Origin of the sequence: Streptomyces sp. KL2 (assembly GCF_046529545.1) — a bacterium.
GTDB classification, from domain to species: domain Bacteria; phylum Actinomycetota; class Actinomycetes; order Streptomycetales; family Streptomycetaceae; genus Streptomyces; species Streptomyces radiopugnans.
In genome coordinates this window covers 3,803,943-3,825,007 of the sequence record NZ_CP127170.1, presented here as the reverse complement: position 1 = coordinate 3,825,007, position 21,065 = coordinate 3,803,943, and the positions used below count along the sequence as shown (strand labels likewise).

The window sequence follows — 21,065 nt, the reverse complement described above, 5'->3', positions numbered from 1 at the left end:
CCCACCCCCATCCAGCGACACCGGGGCCCGTCGCCGCGCCGCGGGGAACGCGTCACGCCGCACGGCCGGCGCCCCGCCTCCCCACTCCCCGCGCGGCCCGGACCCATGACCGGGTGTCAGGAGACGGATCCCCCGGCGTCTCGGGCCGCCTGGCGCACAAGCGGGACGATCCGCAGCGGCACCGGGTTCTCCATGACGATGGCCGTGGAGGCCCGCACGATGCCCTCGAACCCCACCACCTTGTCGATCACCCGCTGGAGGTCGGCGTTGGAGCGGGCCACCAGACGGCAGAGCATGTCGCCGCGGCCGGTGATGGTGTGCAGCTCCAGCACCTCCGGGACGGTCGCCAGGTGCGCCCGTACGTCGCGGCCCTGCCCCTGCCGGATCTCCAGCGTGGCGAAGGCGGTGACCGGGTAGCCGATGGCCGCGGGATCGACGTCGGGGCCGAAGCCGCGGATGACCCCGCTGCCCTGCAGCCGGTCCAGCCGCGCCTGCACGGTGCCCCGGGCCACGCCCAGACGGCGGGACGCCTCCAGTACGCCGATGCGCGGTTCGGCGGCGAGCAGCTCCAGCAGCCGGCCGTCCAGTTCGTCGATGCCCATGGCCTGCCTCCCAATGGTCATCCTGTACAGATCGACCGGAGTGATGGCTGAATCACTATACAGATTGCTCAGCTTTCACACGAACTATTGCGCATCTTGTGGAACAGCGGGAGCCTGCGGCCATGACTGAGACCATGCACAACACCCCCAGCACCGCCCGGCAGGCCGATCCCTTCCCGGTGAAGGGGATGGACGCGGTCGTCTTCGCCGTGGGCAACGCCAAGCAGGCCGCGCACTACTACTCCACGGCCTTCGGCATGAAGCTCGTGGCCTACTCCGGCCCCGAGAACGGCAGCCGCGAGACCGCCTCCTACGTCCTGGAGTCGGGCTCCGCCCGCTTCGTCCTGACGTCAGTCATCAAGCCGGCCACCGAGCGCGGCCGCTTCCTCGCCGAGCACGTCGCCGCGCACGGCGACGGCGTGGTGGACCTGGCCATCGAGGTGCCGGACGCCCGGGCCGCGTACGCCTACGCCGTCGAGCACGGCGCCACCGGCCTGGAGGAGCCCTACGAGATCAAGGACGAGCACGGCACCGTCGTGCTGGCCGCCATCGCCACCTACGGCGAGACCCGCCACACCCTGGTGGACCGCTCCGGCTACGACGGCCCCTACCTGCCCGGCTTCACCGCGGCCAGGCCGATCGTCGCGCCGCAGGAGAAGCGGTTCTTCCAGGCCATCGACCACTGCGTCGGCAACGTCGAACTCGGGAAGATGGACGAGTGGGTGGCCTTCTACAACAAGGTCATGGGCTTCACCAACATGAAGGAGTTCGTCGGCGACGACATCGCCACCGAGTACTCCGCGCTGATGTCCAAGGTCGTCGCCGACGGCAAGCGCAAGGTGAAGTTCCCGCTCAACGAGCCCGCGATCGCCAGGAAGAAGTCGCAGATCGACGAGTACCTGGAGTTCTACGGCGGTCCGGGCGTGCAGCACATCGCGCTCGCCACCAACGACATCGTCGCCACCGTGCGGGCCATGCGCGCCGCCGGTGTGGAGTTCCTGGACACCCCCGACTCCTACTACGACACCCTGGGCGAGTGGGTCGGCGAGACCCGTGTGCCGATCGAGGAGCTGCGCGAGCTGAAGATCCTCGCCGACCGCGACGAGGACGGCTACCTGCTGCAGATCTTCACCAAGCCGGTCCAGGACCGTCCGACGGTGTTCTTCGAGATGATCGAGCGCCACGGCTCCATGGGCTTCGGCAAGGGCAACTTCAAGGCCCTGTTCGAGGCCATCGAGCGCGAGCAGGAGCGGCGCGGCAACCTCTGAGCCTCCGCTCCCGCTCCCCGCGCGCGGTGCACGGCGCGCGGCGCGTCCCGCGGCCCCACCTCCCTGACGGCGGGGCCGCGGCCCGTTTCCGGGCGCGGCGCCGCGCGCCGCCGGGAGGGCCGTCCCGGGAGGGCCGTCATCTGGTGCGGACGACCACGGTGCGCACGATCTTGTCGTGCAGCCCCTGGTGGAAGGGCTTGTCCCAGGTGCACCACAGATAGGCGAGCGGCACGCACATCGCGTTGTTGATGAGTCCCGCCATCAGATGGCGCCCCAGCGCGGCCCCGAAACCCACCTGCTCGCCGGTCTCGATGCGCGCCACCTTCAGCCCGCACAGCCGCTTCCCCACGGTGCCGCCGGTGGACGTGAGGACGGGGTCGTAGAGGAGGAAGGCGAAGAGGAGCGAGAAGACGATGCCGGTGATCGCCAGCCCCTCCGTCACACCCTCGGGATCGGTGTCCAGGTGGATGGCGCACGGCACGGTGATCCCGGCCACGATCGCCGCCATCACCAGCCCGTCCACCAGCTTCGCCAGGAAGCGCCTGCCCAGCGGGGCCACCAGTTCCGGCGGCGGGCCCGGCAGCGGGGGCGGCGCGTAGGCGTACGGCGGGGGCGCGTAGGCGTACGGCCCGGAGGGGCCGGGCTGCCCGGGCGGGGGCATGTGGGGCGGCGGTACGGAAGGCTGCGGTATGTGGGGCGGCGGAGGCGCCGGGTGGCTCATCGGGTGTCCTTTCGAGGGGTCCCCCCGCCGGGGAGGGGAAGGAAGTCAAGGCCGGTATCCAAGCAGCGCCCGCCCCGGCCGCCAAACCGCACCCCCCGCCGCGGGCCGGCCCGCGCCCCTGGCGGGGGCGCGGGCCGGTCCGTGGCGCGGACGCGCCGTCAGTCCGTGACCTGCAGGAGCCGGTCGGGGGAGAGCAGATTGCCGCTGATCTTGTCACGGGCCGCGGCCGAGGTCAGCGCGTCCGAGACCTGGGCCGGGGTGGCCGAGGGGTTCTCGGCGAGGTGGATGGCGGCGGCACCGGCCACGTGCGGGGTGGCCATCGAGGTGCCGGAGACGGTGCTGGCCGCCGAGTCGCCGGTGTTCCAGGCGGAGGTGATCGACGAGCCGGGGGCCAGGATGTCCACGCCGAGGCCGAAGTTGGAGTAGGCCGCCATCGCGTCGCCGCTGTCGGTGGCGCCGACGGTGATGGCCTCGGAGACCCGGGCGGGCGAGTGCAGGAACACCGGCGCGCTGGAGTTGCCCGCCGCGACGGCGTAGGTGACGCCGGACGCGATGGAGTTGCGCACGGCGGTGTCGATCGCGGGGTCGATCAGGCCGCCGAGGCTCATGTTCGCCACCGCCGGCTTGCGCGCGTTCTCCGTCACCCACTCGATGCCCGCGACGACCTGGGAGGTGGTGCCGGCGCCGCTGTCGTCCAGGACGCGGACGGCGACGATGTCGGCCTCCTTGGCCACACCGTAGGAGGATCCGGCGAGGGTGCCCGCCACATGGGTGCCGTGTCCGTGGCCGTCGTCCGCGGTCGTGTCGCCGTCTACGGCGTCGTAGCCGTGGGAGGCTCGCCCGCCGAAGTCCTGGTGGCTGATGCGGACGCCGGTGTCGATGACGTACGCGGTGACCCCGCGGCCGGCCGCGTCCGGGTGGTCGTAGACGTCGTCCAGCGGCAGGTCGGGCTGGTCGATGCGGTCCAGCCCCCAGGAGGGCGGGGCGGGCTGGGCGGAGGAGATGGTCACCTTGCGGTCCGGGGCCACGGAGGCGACGGAGGGATCGTCCGCCAGGCGCGCGGCCTCGGCGGGGGTCATACGGGCCGAGAACCCGTTGAGCACGGTGGTGAAGGTGCGGCCGAGCGCGGCTCCGTAGCGCTCGGTCAGGTCCTTGTTCCGCTCCTTCGCGGACGTCGTGGTCAGGGCGCCCGGCGCGCCCTTGAGTATGACGATGTAGCCGGCCTCCCGCTGGGACGGCTGCGCCGCGCCCGCCGGTGCCGCGGAGCCGAGCCCGAGCGCCGCGGCGACCACGGCCGCGGCCAGGCCCACCCCGGTACGGCTCCGGGTCGTTCTCTTCGCTGCCTTCACGCGGATCCTCCTCGTCGTCGGGAAAGGTCTGCGCGGACCCGCAGACCGGCGGGTCGTCCCCCGCGCTCCCGCCGTGAGGAGGGTCACTTACTGACGAGTACAAGACAAGATCGCCGGGGGGATCTCCACGCCGGCTCCGCACACCGTCACCGCGGCCCCCCACGCACGGGGCCACCCGTCCCGGTCCGGGCGGTACAGCCGCAGGTCAGCACTGCGCACTGCCGGGTTCCGCACCGCCGGGGCGCGAGGATCCTCCCGCCTGCCCCGGGTTCAGCAGCTCGGTACGCGGCCGCCGTCCCGCAGCGCCCTGAGCGCACTCAGCGCGCCCTCCAGGGTGGTGACGGGCACCAGGCGCAGGCCCTCGGGCAGTTCGGCCCGCGCGTCGTCGCACTCCGCCTCGGGCACCAGGAAGACGGTGGCGCCGTCGCGCGCCGCCGCCTGGGTCTTGAGCGGGACGCCGCCGACCGGCCCGACCTCGCCGCGTGCGGTGATGGTGCCGGTGCCGGCGATCGTACGGCCGCCGGTGAGGTCCCCGTCGTCGATCTCGTCGACGACTCCGAGGGCGAACACCAGCCCGGCGCTGGGGCCGCCGACGTCCGCGAGCCGCAGCTCCACCTCCACCTCGTCCTCGGACATGCCCAGCTGGCGCAGTGCGGCCGTCACCGCCTCCGTCTGCGACTCCTCCATCTGGGCGGTGGTGTGCTCCTCGATCTCCTCGGCGTCGTCGCCGACCGGGTAGACCGAGTCGCGCGGCATCACCGCGCGCCCGGTGTCGAACCAGGCGTCCACCACGTCGGCCAGCCGGACGGTCGTGTCCGGCGTCGTCGCCGCGATGGTGGTCGCCAGCAGCCGCCCCCGCGACCGCTCCGCCCCGGGGTCGCCGCCACCGGGGTCGCCGGCCCCGTCGACGGTGATGACCTGCCTGCCCCGGTACTCGCCCAGGACGTCCGCGGTGACCCCGGGCTGGGCGACCGAGAACGGCAGCGGGACGAGCGCGGCGACCGCGAGCAGCGCCGCGACGAGCGTCCCGCAGATCGCGAGGGCCTGGGTACGGGAGGACAGAGCCGGCATGGGGGTGAATCTAGTTCACCGCCGCCCCGCGCGCGGACCCGGACCGGGTCGGGCCGGGTCAGGCCGAACCGGGTCGGGGGACCGAGGCGGACCGGTCCTTACCGCTAGCGGAGGAAGTCGGCGACCTCCTGCGCCGCCTGCACCACACGGGGCCCCACCTTCTGCGGCACCGACTCCGACAGCATCACCACGCCGACGCTGCCCTCGATGCCGTTGACGCCCAGCAGCGGGGCGGCGGCGCCGCAGGCGCCGGCCTCCAGCTCGCCGTGGGTGAGGACGTAGCCGTCCTCCAGGTCCCGGTCCGGACGGCGCCCGGCGAGGATCGCGCGCCCTGCCGCGCCCTTGTCGAGCGGGTGGCGGAAGCCTGTGCGGTACGCGACGTGGTAGTCGGTCCAGGTCGGCTCGACGACCGCGACGGCCAGGGCCTCGTTGCCGTCGACCAGCGTCAGGTGCGCGGTGGCGCCCACGTCCTCGGCCAGTGCCCGCAGCGCCGGAAGGGCCGCCTCGCGCACCAGCGGGTGGACCTGCCGCCCCAGCCGCAGCACCCCGAGCCCGACGCGGGCCCGGCCGCCCAGGTCCCGGCGCACCAGGGAGTGCTGCTCCAGCGTGGCCAGCAGTCGGTAGACGACCGTCCGGTTGACCCCGAGCTTGCTGGACAGCTCGGTGACGGTCAGGCCGTGGTCGGTGTCGGCGAGCAGTTTGAGGACGCGCAGTCCCCGGTCGAGCGTCTGAGATGTCTCCGCGGTCACGACGCCCCTCCTCCGTTGTGTGCCGGCGACTCCGCTCCGGGAGATGCGCCGCCGGTCCCGTCGGCGGACGCGCGTGCTGTTCCCGGCAAGCCGCCGGTCGCTTGGCGGGCCGCACCGGCTGCGCTCCGAGGCGACGCTGCCACGGGGCGTGTGCGTGACGCGAAACCTAGCGATCCCGCCCGCCGTCCGGAAGACTCTGTCCAGAATCCGGGCGCCGCTGGCATGGTTTATCCGCATTGCGTACAGCAGCAGGTCACAGCGGTCCGGCTCGGGCCATGGACACGCTCCCACACCCGTACGCAGAGCGCACAGATGTGCACAATGGCGCCCATCGCGCCCACCGGGCGGTGGAGGGTGGTGCGCGGGAGGGCGCGGACCCTGCCGAGTCCGCGCCCTCCGCGCTTCTGTCCCCGCCCCCGTCTCCGTCCGTGTTCCGCCCCCGTCACCGCATCCGGGTGGCCCATTCGCGCACCTTGGCGATCCGCTGCTGAAGCTGCCCGGCCGTCGCCTCGGCGGTGGGCGGACCGCCGCAGACCCGGCGCAGCTCGGTGTGGATCACGCCGTGCGGCTTGCCGCTCTGGTGCGAGTACGCGCCGACCAGCGAGTTGAGCTGCCGGCGCATCTCCAGCATCTCCTTGTGCGTGACCACCGGACGCCTCTCGGCGGGCGTCTCCAGCAGATCGGCCTCGGAGTCCGGCTTGCGGCGGCTGTGCGCGATCTGCCGCGCCTGCCGCTTCTGAAGCAGCAGTTGCACCTGGTCCGGCTCCAGCAGCCCGGGGATGCCCAGGTAGTCCTGCTCCTCCTCGCTGCCGGGGTGGGCCTGCATGCCGAACTCGGCGCCGTCGTACATCACCCGGTCGAAGACCGCGTTCGACTCCAGTGCCTCGAAGGGCAGTTGGTCCTGCTCGCCGGTGTCCTCGTCCTGCTGCCTCTCGGCCTCCTTCAGCAGGTCGGCCTCCTCCGCGTACGGGTTCGCGTCCTCCCCGCCCTTCTTGGGCTTGTCCAGCACGTGGTCGCGCTCGACCTCCATCTCGTGCGCGAAGCCCAGCAGCATGGGGATGGTGGGCAGGAAGACGGAGGCGGTCTCGCCCCTCCGCCGGGAGCGCACGAAACGGCCGACGGCCTGGGCGAAGAACAGCGGCGTGGAGATGGTCGTGGCGTACACCCCGACCGCCAGGCGCGGCACGTCCACGCCTTCGGACACCATGCGCACCGCCACCATCCAGCGGTCGTCGCTCCGGCTGAACTCCTCGATCCGCCTGGACGCCCCGGCGTCGTCGGAGAGCACGACGGTCGCGGCGCTGCCGGTGATCTCGCGGATCAGCTTGGCGTAGGCGCGCGCCGAGTCCTGGTCGGCGGCGATCACCAGCCCGCCCGCGTCCGGGATCGCCTTGCGGACCTCCGTCAGCCGGGTGTCTGCCGCGCGCAGCACGCTGGGCATCCAGTCGCCGCGCGGATCGAGCGCGGTGCGCCACGCCTGGGAGATGGCGTCCTTGGTCATCGGCTCGCCGAGTCTGGCCTCCAGCTCGTCACCCGCCTTGCTGCGCCAGCGCATGTTGCCGCTGTAGGACAGGAAGATCACCGGACGCACGACGCCGTCGGACAGCGCCTTGCCGTAGCCGTAGGTGTAGTCGGCCACCGAGCGGCGGATCCCCTCGCCGTCCTCGGCGTAGGTGACGAACGGGATGGGGTTGGTGTCCGAGCGGAAGGGCGTGCCGGTCAGGGCCAGGCGGCGGGTGGCGGGCTCGAACGCCTCGAAGCACGCCTCGCCCCAGGAGCGGGTGTCGCCGGCGTGGTGGATCTCGTCCAGGATGACCAGCGTCTTGCGCTGCTCGCAGCGGTTGCGGTGCAGCATCGGGCGCACACCGACGCCGGCGTACGTCACCGCCACACCGTGGTACTCGCGGCCCAGCGGGCCCGCGCTGTACTCCGGGTCCAGCTTGATGCCCACTCTCGCCGCCGCCTCGGCCCACTGCTTCTTCAGGTGCTCGGTCGGCGCGACGACGGTCACCTGCTGCACGACGTGGTGGTGCAGCAGCCAGGAGGCCAGGGTGAGGGCGAAGGTCGTCTTTCCCGCGCCCGGTGTCGCGACGGCGAGGAAGTCCCGCGGCTGCTTCTCGATGTACAGGTCCATCGCGGCCTGCTGCCAGGCTCGCAGCTTGCCCGCCGTGCCCCAGGGGGCACGGCCGGGGAACGCGGGCGAGAGGTGGTGGGACGTGGTCGTGGTAGTCACGGTCTCCGCTGAACTGGGTCGGCGATCGGCAACCGCGTCAGACTACCGGGGCGCCCGTCCCGCCATCCGGGTGACATCCCGGATGGCGGGAAGGGGTGCGATCCACGTCACAGATCGCCGCGCAGCGCCCTCAGAAAATCCGCGATGAGCGACACGTCCTCCAGCTTGCCCGCGGCGATGTCGACCACGAGGTCGTACGCGCGGTCCTGGTCGATGTCCGCCATGTCAACCCCATTCATGTCGAGGAAGACGGCGGTGCACATCCATGCCAGGCGCTTGTTGCCGTCCACCAGCGGATGATTCGAGACCAGTGAGTGCAGCAGCGCGGCCGCCTTCTCGAAGAGACCGGGATACGCCTCGATGCCGAACATCTGCGACCGAGGGCGGAGCAGAGCGGAGTCGAGCAGCCCCAGATCGCGGACCGCGATCTCCTGCCCCCCGCAGGCAAGCTCGGCCAGGTCCAGTGCGAACTGGACCGACAGGTACTTCACTTACTCCCCCAGCCTCCGCAGCAGGTCCGCGTGCTTGGCCGCGTACTTGGCCCCCAGCTTGCGGACTGTCGCCCGGTCCGCCTCTTCCACCAGATAGCGCTCGATGGCCTGGATCACTATGGCGTGCATGCTTCTCCCCTCCTCCTCGGCACGCTGCTTTAGTGCCTCCTGGAGCTCATCGGGCATGCGCAGGTTCATAGCCATACCAAAACAGTACCACTAGTGACCCCATCACGGTACCAACTACTTCCCCACCCGCATCCGCCCCGCCACCAGGGCGCCCGTCAGGGCGACCGCCGCCGCCGGGAGGTAGACCGCCACGAACGCCAGCGGATGGGAGGCCGAGGCGGCGCTCGCCGCCTCGCCCGCGCCGTGCCCCACCGACACCGCGCCGCCGCCCAGACCCGCGAAGAGCGCGCCGCAGGCGGCGAGGAGCACGATGTTGGACAGCCCGTCGCTCAGCTGGAGGGCCGCGGAGTTGGCGCCCGCCTCCTCCGGCTTGGACAGCTTCAGCAGCAGCACGCTCGTGGACGAGATCACCACGCCCATCCCGAAGCAGCCCACCGCCTGCGCGACCGCCGCCGTCCACACCGGCACGGACTCCAGCAGCACCAGCGGCGTGGCCGCGATCCCCGCCGTCACCAGCACCATGCAGTACCGCACCAGCCGCTCCCGGTGCGCCTCGGCGAAGGGCCGGGACTGGAGGAACGACCCCAGCGCCCAGGTCGCGCCGCCCGCCGCGAGGGAGAGGCCGGCCATCGTCACCGACAGCCCGCGCTGGCTCACCAGCATCAGCGGCACGAAGCTCTCCGCGACGATGAACGACCCCGCCGCGATGCCGCGCATCAGCACCACCGTCGGCAGCCCGCGCGCGGCGCGGAACGTGCCGCGCGGCAGCAGTCCGAGCGCGGCCGGGACCATCAGGGCCGCGCCGGCCGCGGCCGGGACCAGGGAGACCCAGCGCAGGTCCTGGCCGGCGTACTGGAGCAGCCCGGCCCCCAGCGACACCGCCACCGCCAGCCGCATCAGCCGGTGGTCCAGCGGCCTGGCCCCGCCGGGCGGCGGCCCGGAGGCGGCCCGCCGCAGGGGCGGGAGCATGACCGCGATGGGCAGGACGACCAGGGCGGGAATGCCCAGGAACACCCAGCGCCAGCCGAGCTGCTCGGTGACCGTGCCGGCGATCAGCGGCCCGACGACGGCCGGGATCACCCAGGAGGCCGCGAAGGCGGCCATCACCGTGGGCCGCAGCCGCTCGGGGTAGGCGCGGCTGACGGTGACGTACAGCGCGACGATCACCAGCCCGCCGCCGATGCCCTGCACCGCCCGGCCGAGGACGAAGACCCACATCTGCGCCGCCGTGCCCGACAGCAGCAGCCCGACGGCGAAGGCCCCGATCCCGGCGGCCAGCGGCGCCAGCGGCCCGCTGCGGTCGCACCACTGGCCGGCGGCGACCATGCCCAGCAGGCTGGTGGTGAAGTACGCGGAGAAGGCGAAGGCGTACAGCGACACCCCGTCGAGCCGGTCGGCGGCGACGGGCATGGCCGTGCCGACGGCCGTCGCCTCGAAGGCGATGAGGAGGACGACGGAGACGATGCCCAGGGTCAGCGCCCGGTAGGTGCGGCCGAGCACTCCGCCGTCCGCCTCCGGAGTGGGCACCGGGGTGAGAACGGGGGTGATGGGGGCCACTGTGCCGAGGTCCCCGTCCAGGGAACCGTCGAGCTCGTCGTCGAGTGCGGTCATGCGCCTCAGGGTAAGGCCCGTCTCCGACACTGGCGCCTGTCAGAGGGCGGTGATCGGCTCGTTCTCCCGGACCAGGTCCGAAGGAGGGGGCCCGCCCCGGGCCGGAGGGGCGCGTCTCCGGGCGGCTCCGCCCGCTCCGGCGGCGCCCGTACGAGCGCTGTACGAGCGCCATACGAGCGCCACCGCACCGCCGCCCGGCACAGCCGCGCGCACTGAAACGGAAAGCCGGGGCATACGGACCACAGGAGATACGGCAGCGGACCATGAGGGGCGCGGCATCCGGGGTGGAGGTCCGGAGCGTGCCGACGACGGCCCGGAACGAGCGTGTTCCGGCGAGGGGAGTTGACGATGACGGTCGAGTACGACACCGAACGGGGCACCCATACGGGGATCCTCGCGGCGGCGGAGGCCGCGTCGCCGGTGGAGTCCGTCGACGTGGTGGCCCGGGAACTCAAGCGGCGCTTCGGCGCGACCTCGGTGTCGTTCCTCATCACCGACCTGGCACGGCAGTCGGTGGTGCGGATGAGCACGGCGGGCGAGGTGGGGACGGGCGAGAGCATGGAGACCATCCCGCTGTTCGGGACCGTCTACGGCGACGTGATCCGCACCCAGCGGCTGCGACTGGCGGAGGCCGTCGACGGCGACGGCGGGCAGCGGGTGATCGCCCCGGTCACCAACCGCGGGGACTCCATCGGCCTGCTGGAGGTGCGCGTTCCGGCGGATCCGGACCGCAGAACACTGCGGGAGATCAGCCGGGCCGCCCACACTCTCGCCTACATCGTCATCGCCAACCAGCGCTTCACCGACCTCTACCAGTGGGGGCAGCGGACGGCCCCGCTCAGTCTGGCCGCCGAGATCCAGCACAATCTGCTGCCCTCGTCGCTGTCGTGCGAGGCCGCGCAGTTCGCGGTGGCCGGAGCCCTGGAGCCGGCGGGCAACGTCGGCGGCGACACCTTCGACTACGCCCTGGACCGCGACACCCTGCACCTGTCCGTCACCGACGCCATGGGCCACGAGGTGAACGCCGCCATGCTCGCCACCCTGCTGGTCGGCGCCCTGCGGGGCGCGCGCCGGGCGGGCTGCGACCTGGCCGAGCAGGCGAGGCGGGCCCATCAGGCCATGGTCGACCACAGCGGCGGCGCCATGGCGACGGGGCTGCTGCTGCGGGTGTGCCTGCGCGACGGCCGGGTCGCGCTCGTCAACGCGGGCCACCCCTGGCCCCTGCTGCTGCGGGACGGCAGGGTGGAGGAGGTCGGGCTGAGGGTCAACCTGCCCTTCGGGGTCCAGCCGCATCGCCTGTACGAGGTGCAGGGGATGGAGCTCAGGCCGGGCGACCGGCTGGTCATCCTCACCGACGGGATGCTGGACCGCCGCTCCCGGCTCGTCGACCTGCCCGCGCTGCTCAAGGACACCCAGGAGCTCCATCCGCGCGAGGCCACCCAGATCCTGACCATGGCGGTCCTCGACGCCAACAGGGGCGAGCTGAAGGACGACGCGACCGTGATGTGCCTGGACTGGTACGGCCCCGAGCCGGTGCGCCGCGACGCGCACACCGGCGCCAGTCTCACCCAGGCCTCCCCCGCCCTGTTCCCCCGCCCCCGGGGCTGAGCGCCACCGGGGCCCGGCTCCGGTGGAACCCGGGTCCGGCGTCCCCGTGGATCGGCGCCCCCGTGGATCGGCGGAAAGCACCGCCGAAAGGCCGAAAACCGCCGCGCGAGGCGTCTTGCCAGGTGTCCGAGCACGACCGTACAGTCCGCGCAACGGTGCGTGGGAGCGCTCCCACAATCGGTCGCCGCCCTTCCCCCCACGGAGGCACACATGAGTTCCGACCTGCGTCCCCCCGCGCACGAGGAGACCCACCGCGAGAGTCCCCGGCCCGCCGGACCGGGGAGGGCGGCGCCGGCGGCGGCCGTGAGCGGGCCCGGCCACCCGGACGTCCGCCTCCCGCGCGGCCCGCGCGCCCTGGCCGCCCTCTACCGGCGGCACAGCTTCACGGTGCTGAGGGTCTCCGTCGGGCTGCTGTTCCTGTGGTTCGGGACGCTCAAGCTCATGCCGGGCGCCAGCCCCGCCGAGGACATGGCCACCCGGGTGATGAGCGAGCTGACCTCCGGCCGTTTACCGGTGGACCTGTCCCGGCCGCTGCTGGCGACGGCGGAGATACTGATCGGGGCCGGCCTGGTCACCGGGCTGCTGCTGCGGCTGACGCTGCTGGCCTTCTTCGTCCACATGGCCGGGACGTTCACGGCCCTGGCCGTCCTGCCCGCCGAGATGTGGGACGGGAGCCTGGCCTACCCCACCATGGCCGGGCAGTACGTGCTCAAGAACGTGGTGCTGGTGGCGGCCGGTCTCGCCGTCGCCGCCCACGCACCGCGCCCCAGGGCCTCGGCACGGGGCGCGGCGCGGGACGGCGAGGGGTGACGCCCGGCCGGGACCGGACCTGAACCGGTCACCCCGCCCGGGCGGGAGACCGGCGGAGGGTCAGGGGTTGGCCACCGCGGCCTGCGGGCGGATCGGCAGCCGGTTGACCGGGCGCCCGGTCGCGGCGCGCACCGCCGCCGCCACCGCCGCCGGGGAGACCACCACCGGTACCGCGCTGACCGACTTCGCGCCGAAGGGAGCGACCACGTCCCGCTCCTCGACCAGCCTCACGATCCGGATGTCCGGGGCGTCCAGCGCGGTCGGCAGCGGATAGGCCGTCAGATCGGGGTGGCGCACCACGCCGCGCGAGACCCGCAGGTGCTCGGTGAGGGCCGCGCCGACGCCCTGGGTGACGCCCGCCTCGATCCGGGCGCGCAGTTGCTGGGGGTTGAGTACGCGGCCCACGTCCTGGGCCACGGCCATCTCCACCACCCGGACCGTGCCCAGTTCCACGTCCACGTCCACCACGGCCCGGATCGCGGCGAAGGCCAGGCTGACGAAGGCGTCGCCCTGGCCGGTTTCGTCCAGCGGCTCGGTCGGGTGGGGGCGGCACTGGGCGGTGGCCCACAGCTCCTTGCCCTCCAGGGCCTCGGCGACGGTGGTGCTGAGCACCCCGTCGTAGGAGGTGATCTTGCCGTCGGCGATGGTCAGCAGCTCGGTGGACATCCCGAACTTCGCGGCCAGCGGCTGGAGGAGCTGGGTGCGGACCATCTTGGCGGCCCGCTCCACCGCGCCGCCCGAGACCCAGGTGTGGCGCCCGCGCGCGCCCGGTCCGGCCGGGGGCTGGTCGGTGTCGACGGCGACGACGTGCACCTCCTCGACGCCGAGGACCTCCTGGACGACCTGCCGGGCGAGGGTGGAGAAGCCCTGGCCGGTCTCCACGGCCGCGCACATCACCGTGGCGACGGGTCCGTCGACCTTCACCGTGGCCGTGGACACCTCGTCGGTGCCCTCCGCCCCCAGCATGTGGACCATGCCCAGCGCGAAGCCGATCCCGCGCCGCACCGCGCCCGGGTCGCCCGCCCCCTCGGGGCCGCCGGGCAGCAGCCACTCCTCCGGGCCGGGGGCGCCGTCCGCGCCGTCGGCGGGCAGCGGCGGCAGCGGCGCCTCGCGCACCGCGCGCAGCAACTCGGCCACGGGGGCGGGACAGGTGACGGTCTGGCCGGTGGGCAGCAGGTCGCCGGTGGCCATGACGTTGCGCATCCGCAACTCGACCGGGTCCATGCCCAGCCTGGCGGCGAGCTTGTCCATCTGGCCCTCGTAAGCGGCGCACACCTGCATCGCGCCCTCGCCGCGCACATGGCCCGACGGGGGGTTGTTGGTGCGCACGGCCCAGCCGTCGATCGCGGCGTGCGGCACCACGTACGGGCCGGCGGCGAAGGAGACGGCGGCGGCCAGCGCGTCGGCGGAGTCGTCGGCGTAGGCGCCGGCGTCCAGCAGTATCTGCGCCTCGACCTTGACCAGCCGGCCCTCGGAGTCGGCGTGGTGGCGGTAGCGCAGCAGAGTGGGGTGGCGGTGGGCGTGGCCGAGGAAGGACTCCTCGCGGTTGGCGGCGAGCTTGACCGGGCAGCCGGTCCGCATCGCCAGCAGGCCGAGCGGGAGCTGCACGCTCAGGTCCTCGCGGTCGGCCATGGCTCCGGGGACACCGGTGACGACGACCTTGACCTGCTCGGGGCGGAGCCCGAAGCAGGCGGCGGCCAGGTCGCGGTCGGTGTGCGGGTCGGTGGAGGCGGTGTAGATCTCCACCCCGCCGTCGGTGCGCGGCACGGCGAGCCCGGCCTCGGCGCCGATGGGGGCGGGGTCCTGGCGGCCGATGCGGTACAGGCCCTCGACGACCACCTCTCCGGTGACGGACTCGTCGCCGTAGCGCAGGGGGATGTGCCGGATCAGGTTGCCGTCGGGGTGGATCGGCTCGGCCTCGAACGCCTTCTCCGGGTCGGTGACCGGCTCCAGGACCTCGTACTCGACGGCGATGGCGGCGGCGGCCAGCCGCGCGGTGTCGGGGTGGTCGGCGGCGACGGCGGCGATGGGCTCGCCGTGGTGGCGCACCGTGTCGCGGGCGAAGGCGGGCCGGTCCGCGACACGGCGGCCGTGGGTGGCGTCGCCGGGCACGTCCTCGTGGGTGATGACGGCCCGCACCCCGGGCATCTCGGCGGCCGGCGCGGTGTCGATGGAGACGATGCGGGCGTGCGGGTGCGGGGAGCGCAGCACGGCGGCCCACAGCAGCCCCTCGGCCCACAGGTCGGCGGCGTAGGGGAAGGTCCCCTGGACCTTGGCGAGGGCGTCGGCGGGCTGGAGCGAGGCGCCGAGTCCGTACCGCGTCCGCTCGGCCTCCGCTCCCGCGGCGGCGCCGGTGAGGGGCACTCCTCCGGCCGGGGTGGCGGTCACCGCGTCACTGCTCACTGCGCGCCTCCGTCCTGCGGCGGGTCGTGGTGGGTGCGGCCCGAGGCCGGTCCGGCCTGGTGCGGGATGTGGATGCGGGAGCCGTCGCCCCGCTCCCCGCCATCGCCGGTGCGGCGGCCTCCGGCTTCGGCTTCCCGGGCCTCGGCGAGCGTGGCGGCCGCGGCCTCGCGCTCGGCGACGACCGTGCGGACGGCGTCGAGCACGCCCCGGTAGCCGGAGCAGCGGCAGAGGTTGCCGCTGACGGCCTGGCGGGTCTCCAGCTCCGTCGGGTCGTGGTTGCCCTCGAGCAGGTCGTGCAGGGTCATCGCCATGCCGGGCACGCAGAAGCCGCACTGCACGGCGCCGCAGGCGGCGAGCGCCCGCTGCACGTCGCAGGGCATGCCGCCCTGGGCCAGTCCCTCGACGGTGCGGATCTCGGACCCGGCGGTGGTGGCGGCGGGCACCAGGCAGGAGGCGACGAGGCGTCCGTCGACCTGGACGGAGCAGGCCCCGCACTCCCCCTGCGAGCAGCCGTCCTTGGCGCCGGCCAGGCCGAGGCGCTCGCGCAGCACGTAGAGCAGGGACTCGCCGATCCAGGCGTCGGTCACGGGCCGCTCGGCCCCGTTGACACGCAGGACGTAGGAGACGTGCGGGTGCTCGCTGTCGACCTCGGCCGCCCGCGGCGCGGACGGATCGGCGGGCGCCTCCCCGGCGGGCGCCTCCCCGGCGGCCGGCGGCTCCGGGGCGCCCCCGGCCTCCCCGGCGTCCGGCGCGCCCGGCTCCTCCGGCGCGTTCCCGGCATCCGCGTCCGGTGCGGTCTCCGCGCCGGGCTCCGCCGGCCCGGCCGCCTCCGTCTCCCGGTCGTGCGCCTCCGGGCCGTGCGCCTCCCGCGGTCCGCTGACCGGCGGCTCGGGGGCCCTCCCGGCCGCCGCGGCGGCCAGGTACTCGCCGGAGTCGTCGGGGCTGCCCGCCGCCGCGAACGGGATCGACCACTGTCCGGTCGCGCCGGGCGCGGGGACCGCGCTCCAGTCGCCACCGGAGCCGTCCGCCGGCGCCTGGGCCTCCTGGGTCTCCAGGGCCTCCTGAGCGCCGTCGCCCTGCGGACGGCGCTGCTGCCGTACGCGCGCCTCGTGCGAACCGGCCAGGGCCGCCGCGGCGCCCTGCCCCATGGCGGCGGCCGCGCCGGGCGGCGGGGCCTGCTCCCGCCCGGGCCGCTGGGGTTCGGCGGACGCGGACGCGGACTCCGCCTGGCCTCCGGCGAACGGCATGGTCCACTGCACCGGGGCCGCCGGGTCGGTGGTGGCCTCCGGGGTCACCGGCACCCGGGCCCCCGGCGCCGGGTGGGCGACGGGGTCGATGGCGGGCGGCTCCCAGCCGTGTCCGGTGCCCGGCGCGGCGAGCGGATCGGGCATGCCGCCGGACCCGTCGGCGGACCCGTACTGGTACGGGCCCGGCAGGTTCTCGGGAAGCTGTATGAAGGCGGTGGAGTCACCGTCGTACTCGCCTCCCCAGCCGCCCTCGGGCGCCGGGGGAGGCACGGGCCGGCCGTCCTGCCGGAACGGCCCCTGCTGCTCGTTGCTCATGCGAGTGCCCTCCCGAGCCCCCGTCGGGCCAGTGTCGCCACCGTACGCCGTACGTGCAGTGCCGCGGGCGGAAGTACGGGAGCCTCCCCCCCGCCCTCCGGGGCGGGGGGATCGGGGATGCAGGCCATGGCGACGTAGTCGCCGAACGCGGCCAGCACCTCGGGGGCCAGAGCCCGTCGTCCGTCCCAGTCGATGAGCGACGCCACCCACTGCTCGGCCTCCACCGGGCGCAGCGGCATCGGCGCGACGGCGCCGACCGCGCAGCGCACCCCGCGGCGGACGGGGTCGAGCACGACGGCGACCGAGGCCAGCGCGCGTCCGGGGCCGGTGCGGCCGGTGGCCTTGAGGAACGCCTGGGGGGCGTGCAGCAGCGGCACGCGCACATAGCCGACGATCTCACCGGGCCGCAGCATCTCCATGCCGGCCAGCAGATGGCTGACGGGGACCTCGCGCAGCGCACCGCCCGGCCCCGCGACCAGCACGGTGGCCTCCAGCGCGGCGAGGACGGGCAGGGAGTCGCCGGTGGGCGCGGCGGTGACGATGTTGCCGCCGAGCGTCCCGGCGTTGCGGATCTGCGGCGGTCCGGCGGCGCGGGCGGCGGCGGCCAGGGCGGGGATGAGGGCCGCGAAGTCGGGGCGTCCCATACGGGCGTGGGTGAGGCCGGCGCCGAGCAGTGCGTGGCCGTCCTGGTACTCCCAGCCGCGGATCTCGCTGATCCGGCCCAGGCCGACCAGCGCGGCGGGCCGCAGCAGTCCGGAGTTCACCCCGGACATCAGGTCGGTGCCGCCCGCCACGGGCACGGCGGCAGGCGTGGCGGCGAGAGCGGCCACGGCCTCGTCGAGCGTGGCCGGCAGCATGACCGGCTGCGCCGCCCGTGGTGCGTGCGGTGCGTGCGTGCTCAATCCAGCGCCCCTTCCCCGGTCGTCCCGGCTGCCCAGCCGTACCGTACGTGCTGGGAACCCGGACGTGGCAACTCTGGCACATTCCGGGGGGCCGCCGGAGCCGGGGTCCGCGAAGGGAGCATCCGTCCCTGACCTGGCCGATGGCCCGCTTTCGGCGGTTGTCACCGACAAGGGCGCCTTGCCACCCCTGGGAGACCTTGTACTACTTTATACAGGCCATTTCGGGTGCCGTTGCGGCGCAGTCCGGGACTCGGCGCGGGAACCGCGCGGAGTGCGCCGGGGGCACCGGGCCCGGGAACTCCCGGCATCTCCTCGGGGGAAGGCTCCGGGACCGGCCTCAGGAATCCTTCGGCGGCTCCTCGAACGGGCGTCCCGCGATACCGGGGCGGCGCTGCCAGGGGTACGGCCCCGACGGCGGCCGGTAGGCCACGCCCAGCGCGTCGAGGCGGGCGTAGTGCGCGGCGGCCATCCGCCGCTCGAAGTCCCGGAACCGCCTCTCAAGGCCGTCCTCCCCGTCCCGGGCGCCCGGCCCCGACCACACCGCCTCGGCGAAGGCGGCCAGCCGCGGGAAGGCCTGGTAGTCGGCGCGCCGCTGGTCCTCCACGACCTCCGTCCACAGGTTGGCCTGCGCGCCGACGACGTGCTCCGCCGCGCCGGTGCCCGCGAGTTCGGGCGGCACGGGGTCGAAGCCGTACACGTCGCGCAGGGTGCGCACGTACCCGATGGGCACCGGTTCGTCCTCGCCGCCGTCCTGCCGGTGGTCGAGGTAGACCTCCTGCTCGGGGCACATCACCACGTCGTGCCCGGCCCGTGCGGCGGCGACCGCGCCCGCGCGGCCCCGCCAGGAGGAGACCACCGCGCCGGGGCCGAGCCCGGCGCCCGCGACACCCGCGCCCGTCCCGTCCGCTCCGGCTGCTCCGGCCGCTCCCCCCGCACCGTCCCCCAGGATCTCGTCCCACCCCACGAGGCGGCGCCCGCGTTCGGCCAGCCAGCGGTCGAAGTGCCGTACGAACCAGCCGTGGAGGGCGTCCACGCCGTCCAGGCCGAGTTCCGCGGCCCGCGCCCGCGCGGCCGGGGAGCGCCGCCACTGGTCCCCGGGGCACTCGTCGCCGCCGATGTGCACGAACTCGCCCGGGAACAGCTCCAGCACCTCCTCGAACACCCCCTCGTAGAAGCGGAGTACGGCCTCGGTGGGGGCCAGGACGTCGGTGCTGACGCCCCAGTCGTCCCACACCTCCGGGACGCCCTCGCGCGCGTCGGCGTTGCCCAGTTCCGGGTGGGCGGCGATCGCGGCCTGCGAGTGGCCGGGCAGGTCGATCTCGGGGACGACGGTGACGTGGCGCTCGGCGGCGTACGCGACGATCTCGCGGACGTCGTCGTGGGTGTAGAAACCGCCGTGCGGACGCACGTCCCACAGCGGGGAGGCCCGGTGCCCCAGCCTGGTGCGCCGGCGCCAGGCGCCGACCTCGGTGAGCCGGGGGAAGCGCGCGATCTCCAGGCGCCATCCCTGGTCGTCGGTCAGATGCAGGTGCAGCACGTTGAGTTTGTGCGCGGCGAGCAGATCGATCCAGCGCAGCACGCCGTCCTTGGGCGTGAAGTGCCGTGCCGTGTCCAGCATGAAGCCGCGCCAGGCGAAGCGGGGCGCGTCGGCCACGCGGACGTACGGCAGCGACCAGGCGCGACCGGGCAGCGGCGCGCGGCGGTGCGCGGCGGGACCGAGGAGCTGCCGCAGCGTCTGGGCGCCCCAGAAGACGCCGGGGGCCGCACCGCCGCGGATCTCGGCGCCGTCGCCGGTCACGTCCAACCGGTAGCCCTCGGGGCCGAGTTCGGCGGCGACCGCCTCGTCCACGCGCAACCGTACGGCGGCGCCGCGGCCGCCGTCCGCGTCACTCCCCCGGCCGCCTCCGGCGTACGCGCCGGCGGGCGGCAGGGGCAGACCGGTGGCCGCGGAGAGGGCGGTGCGCAGCCAGTGGGCGGCCCGTTCGGTGCCGGGGCCGGCGTCGAGCACCGTCCGGGCGCCGAGCGCCAGCCGTCCGCCGCCGTCCTCGACGGAGCGGGGCAGGGGGACCAGATCGGGCTCGTACATGCCCGGTTCTCCTCGCATGCTTCGCGGGCGGCGCACACCATCGGCGCGCGCGCCCTCGTCTTCGGCGTCCCGCTCCCGGGCGACCCTGGAGAAGAAGCGTTGCATCGTGTGCAACGCCTGTTTCGCTCTGCACAACTGCGCAGGAGGGTAGGGGAACCGGCCGCGGCCGACAAGACACCCGGCCGGCCCCGGACACGCGCCCTTACGCACGGCGGCCCCGGAACGCACCGGGGTGCGTTCCGGGGCCGCCGGAGGAGTGACGGGCCCTGTGCGGGGCGAATCAGGGCGAGACGGGAGAGGAAGGGCCGCCGGGGGGCGGCGTCACTTCTTGCCGCCGCCGTCCTTGCCCTTGTCGCCGCCGGCTCCCATGGACTCGTAGATCTCCTTGCACATGGGGCAGACCGGGTACTTCTTGGGGTCGCGCCCCGGGACCCAGACCTTGCCGCAGAGCGCGACGACGGGGGTCCCGTCGAGCGCGCTGGCCATGATCTTGTCCTTCTGGACGTAGTGGGCGAAGCGCTCGTGGTCGCCATCGCCGTGGGACACCTGCGGGGTGGGCTCGACGAGGGTGCCGGTGCCCGTCCCGCGCTCGGGCTCAGGAGTGCTCATGGGCCCCAAGGGTACTGCGGCCGCCCCCGGGGGCACCCGAACCCGCCGCGCCCCCGCCGAAGCCGGGGCGGGACGCCCAGCCGCCGGGCGAACCCCGCCGGTCACGGCACTAGTTCAGCGAGGGGTCGTCGGGATACGTGGCCACCATCGCCAGCTCACTGCGCTGGCGGCGCAGCACGGACCGCCACAGCCGCTCCGGGTCCGGCGCGAAGACGTCGCCGGGCTCGGACTCCACCACGTACCAGGCGCCCTCCTCCAGTTCGTTCTCCAACTGGCCCGGCCCCCATCCGGCGTACCCGGCGAAGATCCGCAGCGAGCCCAGTTCGGCGGCCAGCAGTTCGGGCGGCGCCTCCAGGTCCACCAGGCCGATGGCCCCGTGCACCCGCCGCCACCCCAGCGGGCCCTCGCCCCCCGGGATGACGGCCACGCCGAGCGCCGCGTCCAGCGAGACGGGCCCGCCCTGGAAGACCACGCCCGGCTCCCCCGCCAGCGCGGCCCAGGGTTCCAGTACGTCGCCGACGTCCACGGGCGTCGGCCGGTTGAGGACGATGCCGAGCGAGCCCTCCTCGTCGTGGTCGAGGAGCAGCACCACCGCACGGTCGAAGTTCGGGTCGGTCAGCGCCGGCGTCGCGACGAGCAGCCGCCCGGTGAGCGAGGTCACCTCGGTCATGCCCCAATGATCCCGCACTCCGGGCCCGGACGGGGGCCCGAATTGCGCACGACACCGCGGAGCGGACCGGACACGCTGCGCGACCGGGCGCAGCCCGGCGCCGGTGCGGGCCGCACCCGTCCGTCGCCCGGACCCGTCCGCGCCCCGGACGGACGGATACGGCCCGGGTGCACGGCCATTACCATTCCCTG

18 protein-coding genes are annotated in these 21,065 nt (G+C 74.3%); 3 read left to right on the top strand and 15 right to left on the bottom strand.

The annotated features are described in order from the left end of the window. Nucleotides 1–116: 116 nt before the first annotated feature. Nucleotides 117–602 (bottom strand): Lrp/AsnC family transcriptional regulator, encoded by a 486-nt coding sequence (locus QPK52_RS17245; protein ID WP_410540363.1) that lies wholly within the window; start codon nt 600–602, stop codon nt 117–119. Nucleotides 603–724: 122 nt separating this feature from the next. Between QPK52_RS17245 and hppD the strand changes: the two genes are divergently transcribed. Further along, entirely contained in the window at nt 725–1,870 is a 1,146-nt protein-coding gene (hppD, locus tag QPK52_RS17240; RefSeq protein WP_410538385.1) for a 4-hydroxyphenylpyruvate dioxygenase, read from the top strand. A 136-nt stretch (nt 1,871–2,006) separates the two neighbouring features. On the opposite strand, the gene QPK52_RS17235 is transcribed toward hppD, so the two are convergent. From QPK52_RS17235 to QPK52_RS17200, 8 genes are all read right to left on the bottom strand, one after another. After that, nucleotides 2,007–2,591: an RDD family protein gene (locus QPK52_RS17235; RefSeq protein WP_410538384.1), complete on the bottom strand. Its 585-nt coding sequence runs from the start codon at nt 2,589–2,591 to the stop codon at nt 2,007–2,009. A gap of 158 nt (nt 2,592–2,749) precedes the next feature. Continuing rightward, a complete protein-coding gene (locus QPK52_RS17230) occupies nt 2,750–3,940 on the bottom strand; it encodes a S8 family peptidase (protein ID WP_410538383.1) in 1,191 nt (396 codons plus the stop codon). 270 nt (nt 3,941–4,210) lie between these two features. Continuing rightward, nucleotides 4,211–5,011: a S16 family serine protease gene (locus QPK52_RS17225; protein ID WP_410538382.1), complete on the bottom strand. Its 801-nt coding sequence runs from the start codon at nt 5,009–5,011 to the stop codon at nt 4,211–4,213. Nucleotides 5,012–5,115: 104 nt separating this feature from the next. After that, nucleotides 5,116–5,760: an IclR family transcriptional regulator gene (locus tag QPK52_RS17220; protein ID WP_093654126.1), complete on the bottom strand. Its 645-nt coding sequence runs from the start codon at nt 5,758–5,760 to the stop codon at nt 5,116–5,118. A 442-nt stretch (nt 5,761–6,202) separates the two neighbouring features. Further along, a complete protein-coding gene (locus tag QPK52_RS17215; RefSeq protein WP_410538380.1) occupies nt 6,203–7,993 on the bottom strand; it encodes a DEAD/DEAH box helicase in 1,791 nt (596 codons plus the stop codon). Nucleotides 7,994–8,100: 107 nt separating this feature from the next. Next, nucleotides 8,101–8,484 (bottom strand): type II toxin-antitoxin system death-on-curing family toxin, encoded by a 384-nt coding sequence (locus tag QPK52_RS17210; RefSeq protein WP_410538379.1) that lies wholly within the window; start codon nt 8,482–8,484, stop codon nt 8,101–8,103. Beyond that, nucleotides 8,485–8,682, bottom strand: a complete 198-nt coding sequence (locus QPK52_RS17205) for an Arc family DNA-binding protein (RefSeq protein ID WP_410540362.1) — start codon at nt 8,680–8,682, stop codon at nt 8,485–8,487. 45 nt (nt 8,683–8,727) lie between these two features. Then, the gene (locus QPK52_RS17200) at nt 8,728–10,224 is read right to left on the bottom strand and encodes an MFS transporter (RefSeq protein WP_410538378.1); all 1,497 of its coding nucleotides are present in this window, start codon (nt 10,222–10,224) and stop codon (nt 8,728–8,730) included. Between the two features lie 348 nt (nt 10,225–10,572). Here QPK52_RS17200 and QPK52_RS17195 point away from each other — a divergent pair, with 348 nt between their 5' ends. Together QPK52_RS17195 and QPK52_RS17190 are read left to right on the top strand one after the other, a co-directional pair. After that, nucleotides 10,573–11,832 carry a PP2C family protein-serine/threonine phosphatase gene (locus QPK52_RS17195; protein ID WP_410538377.1) on the top strand — a complete coding sequence of 420 codons (1,260 nt, stop codon included), beginning with the start codon at nt 10,573–10,575 and terminating at the stop codon, nt 11,830–11,832. Nucleotides 11,833–12,042: 210 nt separating this feature from the next. Then, nucleotides 12,043–12,642: a DoxX family membrane protein gene (locus QPK52_RS17190; RefSeq protein ID WP_410538376.1), complete on the top strand. Its 600-nt coding sequence runs from the start codon at nt 12,043–12,045 to the stop codon at nt 12,640–12,642. Nucleotides 12,643–12,702: 60 nt separating this feature from the next. On the opposite strand, the gene QPK52_RS17185 is transcribed toward QPK52_RS17190, so the two are convergent. The 6 genes from QPK52_RS17185 to QPK52_RS17160 form a co-directional block, all read right to left on the bottom strand. Next, a complete protein-coding gene (locus QPK52_RS17185) occupies nt 12,703–15,045 on the bottom strand; it encodes a xanthine dehydrogenase family protein molybdopterin-binding subunit (RefSeq protein ID WP_410538375.1) in 2,343 nt (780 codons plus the stop codon). Then, nucleotides 15,042–16,607: a 2Fe-2S iron-sulfur cluster-binding protein gene (locus tag QPK52_RS17180; RefSeq protein ID WP_410538374.1), complete on the bottom strand. Its 1,566-nt coding sequence runs from the start codon at nt 16,605–16,607 to the stop codon at nt 15,042–15,044. The genes QPK52_RS17185 and QPK52_RS17180 overlap by 4 nt, the downstream gene beginning before the upstream one ends. Further along, the gene (locus QPK52_RS17175; protein WP_093654116.1) at nt 16,604–17,464 is read right to left on the bottom strand and encodes an FAD binding domain-containing protein; all 861 of its coding nucleotides are present in this window, start codon (nt 17,462–17,464) and stop codon (nt 16,604–16,606) included. Before QPK52_RS17175 ends, QPK52_RS17180 begins: the two co-directional genes overlap by 4 nt. A gap of 382 nt (nt 17,465–17,846) precedes the next feature. After that, nucleotides 17,847–19,595 carry a beta-N-acetylhexosaminidase gene (locus QPK52_RS17170; RefSeq protein ID WP_410538373.1) on the bottom strand — a complete coding sequence of 583 codons (1,749 nt, stop codon included), beginning with the start codon at nt 19,593–19,595 and terminating at the stop codon, nt 17,847–17,849. Between the two features lie 321 nt (nt 19,596–19,916). Next, complete coding sequence (locus QPK52_RS17165) at nt 19,917–20,204, bottom strand: DUF3039 domain-containing protein (RefSeq protein ID WP_093654114.1); 288 nt, start codon at nt 20,202–20,204, stop codon at nt 19,917–19,919. A 109-nt stretch (nt 20,205–20,313) separates the two neighbouring features. Beyond that, nucleotides 20,314–20,874, bottom strand: coding sequence for a YqgE/AlgH family protein (locus QPK52_RS17160; RefSeq protein WP_093654113.1), 561 nt, complete (start codon nt 20,872–20,874; stop codon nt 20,314–20,316). Nucleotides 20,875–21,065 lie beyond the last annotated feature (191 nt).

Coding starts and splice junctions, on each gene's coding strand:
- QPK52_RS17245 (WP_410540363.1), bottom strand. CDS start 602: ATGGGCATCGACGAACTGGACGGCCGGCTGCTGGAGCTGCTCGCCGCC.
- hppD (WP_410538385.1), top strand. CDS start 725: ATGACTGAGACCATGCACAACACCCCCAGCACCGCCCGGCAGGCCGAT.
- QPK52_RS17235 (WP_410538384.1), bottom strand. CDS start 2,591: ATGAGCCACCCGGCGCCTCCGCCGCCCCACATACCGCAGCCTTCCGTA.
- QPK52_RS17225 (WP_410538382.1), bottom strand. CDS start 5,011: ATGCCGGCTCTGTCCTCCCGTACCCAGGCCCTCGCGATCTGCGGGACG.
- QPK52_RS17205 (WP_410540362.1), bottom strand. CDS start 8,682: ATGAACCTGCGCATGCCCGATGAGCTCCAGGAGGCACTAAAGCAGCGT.
- QPK52_RS17200 (WP_410538378.1), bottom strand. CDS start 10,224: ATGACCGCACTCGACGACGAGCTCGACGGTTCCCTGGACGGGGACCTC.
- QPK52_RS17195 (WP_410538377.1), top strand. CDS start 10,573: ATGACGGTCGAGTACGACACCGAACGGGGCACCCATACGGGGATCCTC.
- QPK52_RS17190 (WP_410538376.1), top strand. CDS start 12,043: ATGAGTTCCGACCTGCGTCCCCCCGCGCACGAGGAGACCCACCGCGAG.
- QPK52_RS17180 (WP_410538374.1), bottom strand. CDS start 16,607: ATGAGCAACGAGCAGCAGGGGCCGTTCCGGCAGGACGGCCGGCCCGTG.
- QPK52_RS17175 (WP_093654116.1), bottom strand. CDS start 17,464: ATGCTGCCGGCCACGCTCGACGAGGCCGTGGCCGCTCTCGCCGCCACG.
- QPK52_RS17170 (WP_410538373.1), bottom strand. CDS start 19,595: ATGTACGAGCCCGATCTGGTCCCCCTGCCCCGCTCCGTCGAGGACGGC.
- QPK52_RS17165 (WP_093654114.1), bottom strand. CDS start 20,204: ATGAGCACTCCTGAGCCCGAGCGCGGGACGGGCACCGGCACCCTCGTC.
- QPK52_RS17160 (WP_093654113.1), bottom strand. CDS start 20,874: ATGACCGAGGTGACCTCGCTCACCGGGCGGCTGCTCGTCGCGACGCCG.